Annotated in this window: 16 protein-coding genes; 7 read left to right on the forward strand and 9 right to left on the reverse strand. The window is 63.5% G+C overall.

All coding sequences use genetic code 11. The features are described from left to right. Positions 1–37: 37 nt before the first annotated feature. Both LDZ21_RS02895 and tsaE read right to left on the reverse strand, forming a co-directional pair. Positions 38–1,561 (reverse strand): N-acetylmuramoyl-L-alanine amidase, encoded by a 1,524-nt coding sequence (locus LDZ21_RS02895; protein ID WP_035967883.1) that lies wholly within the window; start codon positions 1,559–1,561, stop codon positions 38–40. After that, on the reverse strand, positions 1,543–2,130 hold the full coding sequence (tsaE, locus tag LDZ21_RS02900; RefSeq protein ID WP_244794149.1) for a tRNA (adenosine(37)-N6)-threonylcarbamoyltransferase complex ATPase subunit type 1 TsaE: 588 nt from the start codon (positions 2,128–2,130) through the stop codon (positions 1,543–1,545). The genes LDZ21_RS02895 and tsaE overlap by 19 nt, the downstream gene beginning before the upstream one ends. A gap of 18 nt (positions 2,131–2,148) precedes the next feature. Here tsaE and queG point away from each other — a divergent pair, with 18 nt between their 5' ends. From queG to xerD, 3 genes are read left to right on the forward strand one after another with little or no spacing between them, the layout of a single operon-like run. Next, on the forward strand, positions 2,149–3,390 hold the full coding sequence (gene queG / locus LDZ21_RS02905) for a tRNA epoxyqueuosine(34) reductase QueG (RefSeq protein ID WP_244794150.1): 1,242 nt from the start codon (positions 2,149–2,151) through the stop codon (positions 3,388–3,390). Then, positions 3,383–3,865: a methylated-DNA--[protein]-cysteine S-methyltransferase gene (locus LDZ21_RS02910; RefSeq protein WP_244794151.1), complete on the forward strand. Its 483-nt coding sequence runs from the start codon at positions 3,383–3,385 to the stop codon at positions 3,863–3,865. Before queG ends, LDZ21_RS02910 begins: the two co-directional genes overlap by 8 nt. Further along, the gene (gene xerD / locus LDZ21_RS02915) at positions 3,862–4,791 is read left to right on the forward strand and encodes a site-specific tyrosine recombinase XerD (protein WP_244794152.1); all 930 of its coding nucleotides are present in this window, start codon (positions 3,862–3,864) and stop codon (positions 4,789–4,791) included. The genes LDZ21_RS02910 and xerD overlap by 4 nt, the downstream gene beginning before the upstream one ends. Positions 4,792–4,816: 25 nt before the next feature. Here xerD and LDZ21_RS02920 read toward each other — a convergent pair whose 3' ends face one another. From LDZ21_RS02920 to LDZ21_RS02935, 4 genes are all read right to left on the reverse strand, one after another. Beyond that, positions 4,817–5,179 (reverse strand): SMR family transporter, encoded by a 363-nt coding sequence (locus tag LDZ21_RS02920; RefSeq protein ID WP_244794153.1) that lies wholly within the window; start codon positions 5,177–5,179, stop codon positions 4,817–4,819. 12 nt (positions 5,180–5,191) lie between these two features. Beyond that, on the reverse strand, positions 5,192–6,613 hold the full coding sequence (locus LDZ21_RS02925) for a UbiA family prenyltransferase (RefSeq protein ID WP_244794154.1): 1,422 nt from the start codon (positions 6,611–6,613) through the stop codon (positions 5,192–5,194). A 136-nt stretch (positions 6,614–6,749) separates the two neighbouring features. Further along, positions 6,750–8,015 carry a hypothetical protein gene (locus LDZ21_RS02930; RefSeq protein WP_244794155.1) on the reverse strand — a complete coding sequence of 422 codons (1,266 nt, stop codon included), beginning with the start codon at positions 8,013–8,015 and terminating at the stop codon, positions 6,750–6,752. Positions 8,016–8,318: 303 nt separating this feature from the next. Then, complete coding sequence (locus LDZ21_RS02935) at positions 8,319–9,470, reverse strand: acyl-CoA dehydrogenase family protein (protein WP_244794156.1); 1,152 nt, start codon at positions 9,468–9,470, stop codon at positions 8,319–8,321. Between the two features lie 104 nt (positions 9,471–9,574). Between LDZ21_RS02935 and ybaK the strand changes: the two genes are divergently transcribed. After that, on the forward strand, positions 9,575–10,066 hold the full coding sequence (gene ybaK / locus LDZ21_RS02940; RefSeq protein ID WP_244794157.1) for a Cys-tRNA(Pro) deacylase: 492 nt from the start codon (positions 9,575–9,577) through the stop codon (positions 10,064–10,066). A 36-nt stretch (positions 10,067–10,102) separates the two neighbouring features. Further along, entirely contained in the window at positions 10,103–10,735 is a 633-nt protein-coding gene (gene plsY / locus LDZ21_RS02945) for a glycerol-3-phosphate 1-O-acyltransferase PlsY (RefSeq protein WP_244794158.1), read from the forward strand. A gap of 58 nt (positions 10,736–10,793) precedes the next feature. Here the strand turns inward: plsY and LDZ21_RS02950 are convergent, their stop codons facing one another. Further along, a complete protein-coding gene (locus tag LDZ21_RS02950) occupies positions 10,794–11,279 on the reverse strand; it encodes a YajQ family cyclic di-GMP-binding protein (protein WP_035967895.1) in 486 nt (161 codons plus the stop codon). 139 nt (positions 11,280–11,418) lie between these two features. On the opposite strand from LDZ21_RS02950, the gene murB reads away from it, so the two are divergent. Then, complete coding sequence (murB, locus tag LDZ21_RS02955) at positions 11,419–12,438, forward strand: UDP-N-acetylmuramate dehydrogenase (protein ID WP_244794159.1); 1,020 nt, start codon at positions 11,419–11,421, stop codon at positions 12,436–12,438. Positions 12,439–12,453: 15 nt separating this feature from the next. On the opposite strand, the gene argF is transcribed toward murB, so the two are convergent. After that, a complete protein-coding gene (argF, locus tag LDZ21_RS02960; protein ID WP_244794160.1) occupies positions 12,454–13,383 on the reverse strand; it encodes an ornithine carbamoyltransferase in 930 nt (309 codons plus the stop codon). A gap of 517 nt (positions 13,384–13,900) precedes the next feature. On the opposite strand from argF, the gene LDZ21_RS02965 reads away from it, so the two are divergent. Then, a complete protein-coding gene (locus LDZ21_RS02965) occupies positions 13,901–14,242 on the forward strand; it encodes a DUF3579 domain-containing protein (protein ID WP_035967900.1) in 342 nt (113 codons plus the stop codon). A 140-nt stretch (positions 14,243–14,382) separates the two neighbouring features. Here the strand turns inward: LDZ21_RS02965 and rpsT are convergent, their stop codons facing one another. Continuing rightward, on the reverse strand, positions 14,383–14,661 hold the full coding sequence (gene rpsT / locus LDZ21_RS02970; protein WP_035967901.1) for a 30S ribosomal protein S20: 279 nt from the start codon (positions 14,659–14,661) through the stop codon (positions 14,383–14,385). Positions 14,662–14,886: the final 225 nt, after the last annotated feature.

Here is a 14,886-nt window from a genome sequence, read left to right on the forward strand (position 1 = left end):
GTCGGGCGGGCGCGCAATGCGCCCGCCATCGAAAGCGTCAGGTCATCCGGCTCTTCGCGAGCGGCGGATTCGCTGCGAAATACCGCTTGATGCCCTTCATGATCGCGTTGGCCATCTTGTCGCGATAGGCGTCGTCGTTCAGGTGCGCTTCCTCTTCGGGATTGCTGATGAACGCCGTTTCGACGAGGATCGACGGAATATCCGGCGCTTTCAGCACGGCGAAGCCCGCCTGCTCGACCGATCCCTTGTGCAGCTTGTTGATGCCGCCGATCTCGTTCAGTACGAAGTTGCCGTAACGCATCGAGTCGCGGATCTGCGCGGTCGTGGACATGTCGAAGAGGGCGCGGCTCACGCTCGCGTCGTTCGTCTTCACGTTGATGCCGCCGATCTGGTCCGATGCGTTCTCCTTGGTCGCCATCCAGCGCGCCGCCGCGCTCGATGCGCCATGCTCGGACAACGCGAACACCGACGAGCCACGCGCCGACGGCGTCGTGAACGCGTCCGCGTGAATCGATACGAACAGGTCCGCGCCCACGCGCTGCGCCTTCTGCACGCGCACGTTGAGCGGCACGAAGAAGTCGGCGTCGCGGGTCATCATCGCGCGCATGTTCGGCTGGGCGTCGATTTTCGCGCGCAGCTTCTTCGCGATATCGAGCGCGATGTGCTTCTCGTACGTGCCGTTGCCGCCGATCGCGCCGGGGTCTTCGCCGCCGTGTCCCGGATCGATGGCGACGGTCAAAAGGCGCGTGGTACCGGAGCGGTCCTGCTTCGGTGCGGAGAACGCGTACTGGTCGTTGTCGTCGTCGTCTTTCTTCGCGATGACCGGCGGCGCGACGCGCGGCTTCGGCGTCGCGGGCGCAGGCTTCGGCACGGCCGGCGCGGGTGTGTCGGTCGAACTATCGCCTTGCGCGTACTTCTGGAAGAACTCGTCGGTCGAATCCTGCGCGAGCGGTTTCTGCGTGGTCGCGGGGCCGGAGAGCGTCGCGGGCGGCGGCGTCGACGGATTCGGATTGGCGCGGTCGAATGCTTCCTGCTTGCGCTCGGTCTGGGCGAGCAGTTCCATCAGCGGATCGGGCGCGACGGCCGGGTACAGGTCGAACACTAGGCGATACTTGTAGCTGCCGATCGGCCCGAGCGTGAACACCTGCGGCTTCACGGAGCCTTTCAGATCGAACACCATCCGCACCACATGCGGCTGATACTGCCCGACGCGCACCGCCTGAATCTGCGGATCGTTCGGCGTGATCTTCGATACGAGCTCGCGCAAGGCCTGATCCAGATCGATGCCGTTCAGATCGACGACGAGCCTGTCCGGTCCCTGAAGCAACTGGTTGCTGTTCGTGAGCGGCTGGTCGGATTCGATGGTCACGCGCGTGTAATCGCGCGCCGGCCACACGCGCACGCCGAGCACGGAGCTGGCGTGCGCGAGCTTCGGCCCGGCGAGCGCGAGCACGAGCGTCGATGCGCCCGCGCGCAGCACCTGGCGTCGGCGCCAGTTGTGCGGCGCGCTCGCGCTCGATTCGATCGAGTGGAACGGCTTGATCAGCATCTTTCGAGACATGTCTTTCCTGTTTCGCTAAACGCCCGCGCGGTCAGCACGCGGCCTTCTTCTTCGTTCGACTGCGTCGTTTCCATGGGTGCGATGCCGCTGTCCGGCAGCGTCAGCGCGAAAACGAGGTCCGGCACGCCGAGCAAGCCGCCCGCTTGCTGCGGCCACTCGACGAGGCACAACGCGCCCCGGTCGAAATACTCGCGAAACCCGGCGTCGGCCCATTCCGCGGGATCGGCGAAGCGATAGAGATCGAAGTGATACACGTCGAGCGGACCGCCTGGCGCATCCAGCGAATACGGCTCGACGAGCGTGTAAGTGGGGCTTTTCACGCGGCCCGCGTGACCGAGCGCACGCAGCGTCGCGCGCACGAGCGTGGTCTTGCCCGCGCCGAGGTCGCCGATCAACTGGACTTGCAAGCCGTGGAATGGTTCAGACGACGCTAATGTTCGCGTCTCGCCGATGGCGCGTGCGAAGCGCTCACCGAACGCGAGCGTCGCGGCTTCGTCGCGCAGTTCGAAGCGGCGTTCGATGAGCGCGGCGGGTGAATCGGATGTCGATGGTGCGGGGCTTTCGGGCATTGCTCGTAAAATGTCGTGATGAACCGATTGCCGGAACACTCCGATGAAGTCACGACCGCGGCGAGCGACGCCGCCGTCGAGCCGCGTGCCTTGCATCGCCTCGAAAGCGACGAGGCGGGGCTGGCGGAGCTCGCGCAGCGCATCAAGGCGTGGGGGCGCGAGCTGGGATTCGGTGCGGTCGGAATCAGCGATACCGACCTGACGGACGCCGAGGAGGGCCTCGCCAGTTGGCTCGAAGCAGGCTATCACGGCGAAATGGATTATATGGCCAAACATGGGATGAAACGCGCGAGGCCGGCCGAGCTTGTGGCCGGCACGCGACGAGTCATCACCGCGCGCATGGCCTATCTGCCGGCCGCGACGCTCGCATCGACAGGCGATGAAAGTGTCGCGACAGCGGACGGTCAGAAGAACGACTGGCGCGCAATCGAATGGAAGCGGCTCGCGCAGCCCGCACAGGCGCAGGTGTCGATCTATGCGCGCGGCCGCGACTACCACAAGGTCATGCGCAACCGGTTACAGCAGCTGGCCGAGCGTATCGAGAAGGAGATCGGCGCGTTCGGGCATCGCGCGTTCACGGATTCCGCGCCGGTCCTCGAAGTGGCGCTCGCGCAGAAGGCGGGCAACGGCTGGCGCGGCAAGCACACGCTATTGCTGGATCGCGATGCCGGCTCGCTTTTCTTTCTCGGCGAGATTTACGTCGATCTGCCGCTGCCCGTCGATCCCCAACCGGAGCACGACGGCGCGCATTGCGGACAATGCACGCGCTGCATCGGCGCGTGTCCGACGGGAGCGATCGTCGGGCCGTATCGCGTGGACGCGCGGCGCTGCATCTCGTATCTGACGATCGAGCTGCACGGCAGCATTCCGGAAGACCTGCGGCCGCTGATCGGCAATCGCGTGTACGGCTGCGACGATTGCCAGCTCGTATGTCCGTGGAACAAGTTCGCGCAGGCCGCGCCGGTAGCGGACTTCGACGTGCGGCACGGGCTGGATCGCGCGACGCTCGTCGAACTGTTCGCATGGAGCGCCGATGACTTCGATACGCGGATGCAGGGCAGCGCGATCCGGCGCATCGGACATGAGCGATGGCTGCGCAATATCGCAGTGGCGATGGGCAACGCGTTGCGCGATGCGTCGCTCGATGCGCGCGAACGCGGCTCGATCATCGGCGCGCTTCACGCGCGCGCGGACGATGCGTCGGCGCTCGTGCGCGAGCATGTGACGTGGGCGCTGGAGCAGGGAGACAGGCATGGGTAACGTGTCATTCGATGCGGTCATCGACGCGCCGTTCGGCAAAGTCGGCATCCGCGCCGACGATCGCTTCGTGCGCGAGATCGTCTATCTGCCGCACGAGACGCCGAACGTCGATCCGGGCAAAGCGCTCGCGCAGGAAGCCGCGATGCAGATTCGCCGTTACTTCGATGCATCGACGATGCGCTTCGATCTTCCGCTCGCCATCGGCGGCACCGCGTTTCAACAGCGCGTATGGCGCGGCATCGGCGCAATCGCGGCGGGACAGGTCTGGACCTACGGACAGCTTGCGCGCGAAATCGGCAGCGTGCCGCGCGCAGTCGGGCAGGCGTGCGGCTCCAATCCACTGCCGATCGTGATACCGTGCCACCGGGTCGTGGCGTCGGGCGGGATCGGCGGATTCGCGCATCATCCCGGCGACGGTTTTTTTCGTGACGTGAAGCGCTGGCTGCTGGCGCATGAAGGTGTATCGATCGGATGACGAGCGCAATCATTGAAGAACCGCAAACGCCTGAGCTGATCGCGAGCAGCGATGCGATCGATCTCTTCTGCGATGCATTGTGGCTCGAACACGGGCTCGCGAAGAATTCACTCGACGCGTACCGGCGCGACTTGCGGCTCTTCGCGGAGTGGCTCGCGAAGACGCGCGGCGCGTCCATCGACGCCGCCAGCGAAGCCGACATGAACGGCTACATGGCCGCGCGCCGCAGCGACAAGGCGACTTCCGCGAACCGGCGTCTTTCGGTGTTTCGCCGCTACTACGCGTGGGCAATGCGCGAACATCGGGCAATTGCCGACCCGACGCTCAAGCTGCGCTCGGCCAAGCAGCCGCCGCGCTTTCCGTCCACGCTCAACGAAGCGCAAGTGGAAGCGCTGCTCGGCGCGCCCGATATCGAAACGCCGCTCGGCCTGCGCGACCGCACGATGCTGGAACTGATGTACGCGAGCGGCCTGCGCGTGACCGAACTCGTGACGCTGAAGACCGTCGAGCTTGGTCTGAACGAGGGCGTCGTCCGGGTGATGGGCAAAGGCTCGAAAGAGCGTCTCGTGCCGTTCGGCGAAGAAGCGCACGGCTGGATTGCGCGATATCTGCGCGAATCGCGTCCGGCGCTGCTCGGCCCGCGCGCCGCCGATGCGCTCTTCGTCACCGCACGCGGCGAGGGCATGACGCGTCAGCAGTTCTGGAACATCATCAAGCGCCATGCGCTGAACGGCGGCGTGCATGCGCCGCTCTCGCCGCACACGCTGCGTCACGCATTCGCGACGCATCTGCTCAATCACGGCGCGGACCTGCGCGTGGTGCAACTGCTGCTCGGCCACTCCGATATTTCGACTACGCAGATCTACACGCACGTCGCCCGCGAGCGGCTGCAGAAGCTGCATCGCGAGCATCATCCGCGCGGCTGAAATCGGCGGCGGTACCTCGCGTCGCTCATGCCGTGCTGGCAGCCGGCGCGTAAAGCAGCAGGACGCTCGCAATGAGCAGCGTCGCGCCGGCAAGCGTTCGCAGCGACATCGCTTCGCCGAGCACGACGCCGAATAGCATGATTTCGAGTATCGTCACCGCGACCATCAGCGGGTACGCGACGCTCAGTTCAACGCGCTTCAACGCGAGCGCATACAGCACGAAGCCCGCGCCGTAGGCGCCGATCGCACCGAGCCGGTAAATCAGCGGACGCGCCTGCATGCCGAACAGCAACGCTCCGCCCTCGGACGGAAGCGTGCCGGCAAGACGCAGCAGGATACTTGCGAGCGCACTGCACGTGCCGCTCAGCAAAAGCGTGATGTATTGCATCGTTGAGATAGGTCAGATCGCGGCGACCACGGTCGCGACGCACAGGGAAATGATGAAAAGGCTCATCCGGTTCCTGATCGCGTAGACGATCGGGTCGTCGTGCATCTCGCCGCGAAACGCGAGCATCCACACGCGGCTCACCCAGTACAGCAGAAGGCCGAAGAGCACCCACAGCGCCTGCGGATGCCGATAGAGAAGCCGCACGTCCGAAGAATTCACGTAGAGCGCCAGCACCACCACGGCCGCATAGGCCGACGCGGTGCCGAACGAACGAAGAATGCCGAGGTCCTGCGTGACATAGCCCCGCCCGGCGGCGGATACCTTGCCGTCGCGCAGCAGCGCGTCCAGTTCGGTGTAGCGCTTGACCATCGCGAGACTCAGGAAGATGAGGACCGAGAACATGATGAGCCAGTCGGACAACACGATGTCCGCAGCGACGCCGCCCGCGATGATGCGCGACGTATAAAGCGCCGCGAGCGTGAAGACGTCGATGAGCATCATGCGCTTGAGCTTGAACGAATAGGCCAGCGTCGCGATGAAATAGCCGCCGATCACGAGCTGGAAGTTCGGTTCGAGCCGCGCTGCGAGCGCAGCGGATGCGACGAGCAGCGTCACCGTCAGCGCCATCCCGAACGTGAGCGGCAATTGACCCGATGCAAACGGCCGGTTGCGCTTTTTCTCGTGACGGCGGTCCGAGTCGAGATCGAGCATGTCGTTGAGCAGATACACCGCGGACGCGCAGAAGCTGAATGAGAAGAACGCGACCGTTTCGGCGAGCAGCGTCGACGGATCGGTGAAGCGGTGCGACGCGAGCAGTGGCACGAAGATCAGCAGGTTCTTCACCCACTGATAGACGCGCATTTCCTTGATCGTCAGCGCAACGAGCGAACGCTTCTGCTCGAAGAAGACGATCGTCTCGTTGACGCCCTCAGCCGCCGCTGCGATATGCCGGTCGCCGACGACGATCGCCTGCCGCGCCTGCCGCCACACGGGCACATCGGCGCGTGCATTGCCGCAATAATCGAAGCCCTGCGCGCCGAATTCCTTCGTCAGCGCGCCGGCCTTGTGACGGCCCTTGAGATTGTGGGCGTCGTCGCTCGCCAGCACGCCCTTGAAGATGCCGAAGTGCTTCGCGATCTGTTCGGCGACCTGCTGGTTGGATGCGGTGCATAGATACAGATCGCGTCCGCATGACCGCTGCTCGTGCAGATACGCGACGAAGCGCGCGTTGTACGGCAGCACGGACACGTCGATGGCCACGCGCGCTGCAATCTGGGCCTTCAGATAGGCCCTTCCGCGCATCAGCCAGACGATGCTCAACAGTGCATAGAGCGGATTTTTCTTGACGAGCACGAGAAACGATTCAACGAGCAGATCGGTGGCGGTCAACGTGCCATCCAGATCGACGCAGAGGGGAACGCTTGCTTCGGACATAGCTTCCTCGACGCTGTAATTCGTCTGTCGATTCGGGTGCGGCTCGTTGAATCGTTTGCGCACAGAATAGCGATGCGTTACTTCTCCGCTCTGTGCGCTAGGACACTCGAGTTGCGCGCCCGCCGATGCAGGGCAGTCATTTCCAGCCTGACGGCATGCCTGCGCCTGTGTCTCCGCGATCCTGCTCCGACGAATCGGCAACGCGTACCCGATAGCGGGCGGAACGCGCGATCGCGCCGTGATTGCCGAGGCGCGATGGCGACGGCGCCGCTTCATCGAGGCCGTTGCCGCTTTGCATGTCCGCGACCGCGCGCACGTTCGCCTGCTCGAGAACGAGCGCGATGTTGACGCAAAAGATCATCAGGACACCGACGATCAGCATGCTCAGATTGCGCAATTCGTCGTGAAAACCAAACGCCATGAAAAGCGGCACGTTGATCGCAATGGCGATCTGCACGTGACGCCGCAGCGCCAGCGGCAGTTTGCTCCAGCCCGAGCGAAGAAGGATGGCGGCAATAGCTATCGTAATGATGTTGAAGCCCTTCGCCATCACCACGCCGTAGTTGTATTCGAACCGCAGATAGCTCAACGGATGAACCAGGAAGTTGAGATTCTCATAAAGGTTGAGCGCGACGATACCGCCGCCATTGCCCGCATATTTCAGCTTGATGACGAAGTTGATCGCGCCGGCGATCGCAAGCATGACGGCCTGCAACGTCAGCACCTTGCCGAGCGAATAGCGCGCGTGAAGAAACGGAAATAGCGTCAGCGTGAAAAACAGGAACGATTCCTTGTTGAACGTGGCGATGACCGTCAGCGGAATGAGCCACAGCGCCCGGCCTCGCGCCGCGAGCCATACTGCGAGGTTCATGAACAGAAGTTCGGGGAAGTCGTAGAAATACGCTCCATCGGTGAGGATCAACGGAAAGATCGCGGCGAGCGCCATCGGTGCAAGCGTGCTCGCCGTGCGATTCATCTGGAACGTCATGCAGACGGCGCGCATCGCGAACAGCGCCAGGAATAGCGCGGTGAACGACATGCCGAAGATCAGGTAATAACGAAGCGCGTACTGCGGATTGTGCGCATCCACCGCGTTGGGATAGAACCATGTGATCGGGTGATGCGTGCGGTTGTCGTCCATCAGCACGCTGGTGATGCGCTCTTTCAGCGTCCGGGGCATCGCATGTTCGACGCTGTTTGCGATCGCCGGCAGCAGTTGCCGGTACACGAACGGACGCTCGATCGTTCCATCCAGCATCGCGGGCAGCGCCCACTGCGGCGTCTGATCGCGGAACTGCCATTTCGTGAAATAGCCGTTGTACGACGCCGCCGCGACCACGTAATACATCACGACGAGCAGCATCCAGCGAACACCGCGGCGCAAGACCGGTTCGTTGAACATTGCGATCTCCAGACGGTTGATCGACCGAGGCGCGTTTCGACATCGGGGTGGTGCACATGGAGCGAGCGGCCCGAACCGCCTCGCGCATGTTCGCTGATGTCTATTTTGGCGAAGGTGGGTTACCGCACATTTCGCGAAGTTCGAACCGAGCCGCACCGTCGTGGGAAGAACTTTGCTCTGCGAAACGGTGCGTGCCGTCGGTAGCACCCATTGACTCAACACTTAATTAAGGAGCGCAGAACGTCCGTTTCATTAGTCACGATGGGTCGAGCACAGGAAAGGCGCGTTCGTTCGTAGAACGCTTCAGATGTCCGCGCCCCGCATCAGCCCCCGCGCGATGATCACCTGCTGAATCTGCGACGTGCCTTCGTAAAGCCGGAAGAGCCGCACGTCGCGATAGAACCGCTCGATGCCGTACTCCGCGATATATCCCGCGCCGCCATGCACCTGCACCGCGCGGTCCGCGACGCGCCCGCACATCTCGGTGGCGAAGTACTTCGCGCACGACGCCTCGATCGACACGTCGCGGCCCTCGTCGCGGCGGCGCGCGGCGTCGAGCACCATGCATTCGGCGGCGTACAGTTCGGCCTTGCTGTCGGCGAGCATGCCCTGCACGAGCTGAAATTCCGCGATCGGCTGACCGAACTGGCGGCGCTCCATCGCGTAGGCGAGGGCGTCGCGCAACATGCGCTTGGCTGCGCCCACCGCGATGGCCGCAATGTGAATGCGCCCCTTGTCGAGCGTTTTCATAGCCGTTCTGAAGCCGACGCCTTCCACGCCGCCGATCAACTGCCGCGCCGGCACGCGGCAGTTCTCGAAGACGACGTCGCTGGTATGCGCGCCGCGCTGGCCCATCTTTCGGTCTGGCTTGCCAAGCGAGAGCCCCGGCGTGTCGCGTTCGACGATGAACGCCGAGATGCCGCTCGCGCCTTTCGCATCGCTCGTGCGGGCCATTAGGGTATAGATGCCCGCTTCCGGCGCGTTCGTGATGTAGCGCTTCGTGCCGTTGAGCACGTAGGCGTCGCCGTCCTTTTTCGCCGTCGTTCTGAGCGACGCGGCATCCGAGCCCGAATCCGGCTCGGTCAGGCAGAACGAGCCGATCAGTTCGCCCGCTGCGAGTTTCGGCAGATAGTGCGCCTTTTGTTCGTCCGTGCCGTCGAGCAAGATTCCGATCGAGCCGATGCCGTTGTTCGTGCCGATCATCGAGCGAAACGCCGGCGATGTCTGCCCGAGCTCGAACGCGATACGCACTTCCTCTTCCATCGTGAGGCCGAGTCCGCCGTAGGCTTCGGGGATCGTGAGCCCGAACAGACCGATTTCGCGCATCGCGTCGATGACATCGGCGGGAATGGCGTCGGTCTCGTCGACTTCGCTTTCGCGCGGCACGAGCGTCTCGCGCACGAATCGGCGGATGGTGTCTTCAAGCAGCGTTTGCGTTTCGGTGTCGCGGATCATGATGGTTTCCTCCCTGGCGAACGATCGTACGGCACGCGCGGGCATTCGACCAGCTGGCCGAACGGCCGATGGTGAGCCGCGGGGCGCGCCGCTACAATGCGTCCATGTCGAAATCCAAACACGTATCCGAAACGCCCGCGACGCAATTCCTGCGCCGTCACAAGGTGGCGTTCGGGGAGCATCCTTACGAATACGTCGAACACGGCGGCACCGAAGAGTCCGCGCGGCAGCTCGGCGTGGACGAGCATTGCGTCGTGAAGACGCTCGTGATGGAGGACGAGCACGCGAAGCCGCTCATCGTCCTCATGCACGGCGACCGGACCGTATCCACGAAGAATCTCGCCCGGCAGACGGGCGCAAAGCGCATCGAGCCGTGCAAGCCCGAAGTGGCGAACCGGCATTCGGGCTATCTCGTCGGCGGGACGTCGCCGTTCGGCACGAAGAAAGCGATGCCCGTGTACGTCGAATCGAGCATTCTCGAACTCGACGCCATCTATCTGAACGGCGGGCGGCGCGGTTATCTCGTGAGCCTCGATCCGGCGGTGTTGACCAGATTGCTCGACGCAAAGCCCGTCCAGTGCGCGAGCGTCGATTAGAATGCTGACCGCGCTTTTCAAGACACAAGAGACAACATGATTTATCTGATCGTCGCCGTCGCGTCCTATCTGATCGGCTCGATTTCATTCGCCGTCGTCGTGAGCACGGCGATGGGCCTCGCCGATCCACGTTCCTACGGCTCCGGCAATCCCGGCGCGACGAACGTTCTGCGCACCGGCAACAAGCGCGCGGCAATCCTGACGCTCGTCGGCGATGCGTTCAAGGGCTGGCTGCCCGTGTGGCTCGTCGGGCATTTCGGCGCGGATTACGGCCTCGATGCGACAGGGCTTGCCACGGTCGTCGCGCTGTCGGCCATCGCCGTGTTCCTCGGGCATCTGTACCCGGTGTTCTTCAGGTTCCAGGGCGGCAAGGGCGTGGCGACGGCGGCGGGCGTGCTCCTCGCCATTCATCCGGTGCTCGGGCTCGCCACGCTGCTGACGTGGCTGATCATCGCGTTCTTTTTCCGCTATTCGTCGCTTGCGGCGCTCGTCGCGGCCGCGTTTGCGCCGCTGTTTCAGGTGTTTCTGTTCGGGCCGAGCCGCGTGTCACTCGCCGTGCTGGCGATGAGCGCGCTGCTCGTCTGGCGGCATCGCGCGAATATTTCGAAGCTGATCGCGGGGAAGGAAAGCCGGATCGGCGACAAGAAGAAGCCGGCGGCGGCCGAATAAAAAAAGCCGTTCCGCATCGAGCGGAACGGCTTTCTTCCTTGATGCACAGAAAAAGCGCTTAGTCGCGGAAATTGTTGAAGTCGAGCGGCGTGTCCGTCACGTCCTTCTTCAAAAGCGCAATGGTGCTCTGCAGGTCGTCGCGCTTCGTGCCGGTCACGCGCACGGCGTCGCCCTGAATGCTCGCCTGCACCTTGATCTTGCTGTCCTTGACCATCTTGACGATTTTCTTCGCCAGATCGCCCGACACGCCTTTCTTGATCGTCACGACCTGCTTGAGCTTGTCGCCGCCGATCTTTTCCTGCTTGCCGTAGTCGAGGAACCGCACGTCGACGCCGCGCTTCGCCAGCTTCGAGAGCAGCACGTCCTTGACCTGACCGAGCTTGAAGTCGTCGTCGGCGTAGAGCGTCAGTTCGCGCTCCTTCTGCTCGACGCGTGAATCGGAACCCTTGAAGTCGAAGCGCGTCGAGATTTCCTTGTTGGATTGCTCGATGGCGTTCTTCACTTCGATCATGTTTGCTTCGCTGACGACGTCAAACGATGGCATCTGTTTTCCCCTTCTTGAGGCGAGCGCCCGGGAGCGGCTCGCGCAATCGCTATAATCACGGACCTGACGTCATTCTACCGACGCGCCCTGGATTTCCCCAAGACTGCGCGCGTTTCCCGGCTTCTCCACGCGGTTTCCCATGTCCCACGCTCAACTACTCGCGGATTACTCCCTGCGTCCGCACAACACATTCGGCTTCGACGTGCGCGCGCGCCATGCAATGCGAATCGACAGCGTCGATGCCGCCGCCGCGCTCGCGAACGATGCCCGCATCATCGACATGCCGAAGCTCGTGCTGGGCGGCGGCAGCAACGTCGTGCTGACGCGCGATTTCGACGGCGTCGCGCTCATCGTCGGCATCATGGGAAAACGCGTGGTCGGCGAGGATGACGACGCGTGGTTCGTCGAAGCCGGCGCGGGCGAGAACTGGCACGACTTCGTCGCGTGGACGCTTGCACACGGCATGCCGGGCCTCGAAAACCTCGCGCTGATCCCCGGCACGGTCGGCGCGGCGCCGATCCAGAACATCGGCGCGTATGGCCTCGAAATGGGCGAGCGCTTCGAGCGGCTGCATGCGGTGGAACTCGCGACGTGCGCGCACGCCGAATTCGATCGCGACGCGTGCGCGTTCGGCTATCGCGACAGCTTCTTCAAGCGGGAAGGGCGCGGTCGGTACATGATCACGTCGGTCGTCTTCCGGCTGCCGAAGGCGTGGACGCCACGCGCCGATTACGCCGATGTGGCTCGCGCGCTGGAAGGCGCTTCGGCTCGTGACGCGCAGGCCATCTTCGATGCCGTCATTGCCGTGCGTCGCGCCAAGCTGCCGGACTGGACCGTGCTGGGCAACGCGGGGAGCTTCTTCAAGAACCCGGTCGTCAGCGCGGATTCGTTCGAATCGCTGCAAGGGCGTGAGCCGGGCGTCGTGTCGTACCGTCAGGCCGATGGTCAGGTGAAGCTCGCCGCCGGATGGCTGATCGACCGCTGCGGCTGGAAAGGGCGCGGCATCGGCGGGGCGGCGGTGCACGAGCGGCAGGCGCTCGTGCTCGTGAATCGCGGGAATGCGACCGGGGCGGAAGTGATCGAACTCGCCGAAGCAATCAAACGCGATGTGCTCGCCCGCTTCGGCGTCGAACTGGAGATGGAGCCGGTCCGCCTCTGAATCCGCGGACGCGGCTCAGTGGTTCAACTTGCCGAGCAGCAGGTACTCCATCAGCGCCTTCTGCACGTGCAGGCGATTTTCCGCCTCGTCCCAGACCACGCTCTGCGGCCCGTCGATGACTTCCGCGCTCACTTCCTCACCGCGATGCGCGGGCAGGCAGTGCATGAAAAGCGCATCGGGATGGGCGCGCGCCATCATCTCGGCGTCGACGCAATAGTCCGCGAACGCCTTCATGCGCGCCTCGTTTTCCGCTTCGAAGCCCATGCTGGTCCAGACGTCCGTCGTCACGAGGTCCGCGCCCTGGCAGGCTTCGTTCGGATCGGCGAATTCCTGATAGAACGGCGCGCTATCTGGCGACACCAGCGCGTGATCCAGCTTGTAGCCGTGCGGCGTCGACAGCCGCAGCTTGAAGCCGAGGATTTGCGCGGCTTCGATCCACGTGTACAGCATGTTGTTGGCGTCGCCGATCCACGCGACGGTCTTGCCGTGAATCGGCCCGCGATGCTCGTAGAACGTGAAGATATCGGCGAGCACCTGACACGGGTGGTATTCGTTGGTCAGCCCGTTGATGACCGGCACGCGCGAGCTTTCGGCGAAGCGCCGGATGATGTCCTGCCCGAACGTGCGGATCATGATGATGTCCACCATGCGCGAAATGACCTGCGCCGAATCTTCGATCGGCTCGCCGCGGCCAAGCTGCGTGTCGCGCGTGTTCATGAAGACCGCGTGGCCGCCTAGCTGGAAGATGCCGGCTTCGAAAGACAGGCGCGTGCGCGTCGAGCTCTTCTCGAAGATCATCGCGAGCGTGCGATCGTGCAGCGGATGGTAGGTCTCGTAGTTCTTGAACTTGCGCTTCAGGATGCGGGCGCGTTCGAGCACGTACTCGTAGTCGTCGAGCGAAAAATCCTTGAACTGAAGATAGTGGCGAATTTTCTTGGCGGTCATGAAAACGCAAGCGGCGGCTTCGAACCGGCCGCGCGACTCGAACTGCGAGCGTCGCCAGACCGGGCGCCGCCGCCGTCGGAGTGGGTATCGCGTTCGAGCATAAAGGATTTTGCGAACTTTTACGAGGCTGGCCGAAAGGCGAGTGCGCCATCGAGAAGCCCGGCGTACGGCGCTCTCCGGCCCTTGGGCAGCCCGTCCGGCGTCCGTGTGCGCTGCGGAAAAGAGGGCGCTGCGGTATAATCGCCGGCGCTTGTCTCAGCAACTCTGCAACACTCAGTAACGCCCAGCACCGTTTCACGCGCTCAGCCGGCGAAGCTCGCAAGAGACCGCTGCATTGCCTTGGCGTATGCGAATCCGCCGTGCTGCCGAGTCCGCCATCGTGTCGCGGGCGTGAACGGTCCTCATCGGGCAGGTTCGCAAGCATCGCCCGGCGCCGTTGCGTGTCGGCGGCGCGCATCCCGCGTCGAGCGTGTGCATTCGCCGGTGCCTGCCACCGGCCGACAAAAGGTATCGCTACATGGCTGAATCATCCCCGACCCAGTATTTCATTCAAGGCATTACCAAGAACGGGAGAAAGTTTCGCCCGAGCGACTGGTCGGAGCGCCTCTGCGGAGTCATGTCGGCGTACGGTCCGAAAGCGAAGGGGCCGAATGCGCGGCTGCAGTATTCCATCTACGTGCGTCCGACGATGATCGGCGACATCAAGGTCGTCATTCTCGATGCGCGTCTGCGCGAGATCGAGCCGATGGCCTTCGACTTCGTGTTGAACTTCGCGAAGGACAACGATCTGCAGGTGACGGAAGCGTGCGAACTGCCGCCGCATCACGGCACGCAGACAGCGACGCCGCCGAAGGGCTGATCGGCGAGAACGAACAAACGCAAGCCGACAGATGCAAAAAAGCCCGCGAAAGCGGGCTTTTTCGTTACTGCGCAGCGGAAACAGGAAGCTGTTCCGGCGAACGCCTCGCGATGGAGGCATGCACCGGACGCGAGCCGGAATTACTGGGCTGCGGAAGCCTGCAGACCCTTGATGGCTGCAGCCAGGCGGCTCTTGTGACGAGCGGCCTTGTTCTTGTGGACGATCTTCTTGTCCGCGATGGTGTCCATCGTCTTGACCGACGACTTGAACACTTCGGCGGCCTTGGCCTGATCGCCGGCATCGATTGCCTTGCGAACTGCCTTGATGGCCGTGCGGAACTTCGAGCGCAGCGCCGAGTTGTGCGAGTTGGCTTTGGCGGCCTGACGGGCGCGCTTGCGAGCTTGTGCGGTATTTGCCATGACGGTTCCTTGTCCTGTTTCTGCTGTTACTTGTCGGAGCGGCTTCACACGAAGCCGGCGGTGGCCGGAAGCGGTGAACGATGCGCGCTGCCTTGATCTGAAATCCGGGGAACGATTGCCCCGAAACGTTAAAGCGTTACTGCCATGATACCTGTACGGCTCGTGCGAAATCGCGTTCGAGACCGCGCTTGAGACCGGCTTGAGACCGATACGGTATACACGTTC

Source organism: Caballeronia grimmiae (genome assembly GCF_022879615.1).
GTDB lineage: Bacteria > Pseudomonadota > Gammaproteobacteria > Burkholderiales > Burkholderiaceae > Caballeronia > Caballeronia grimmiae.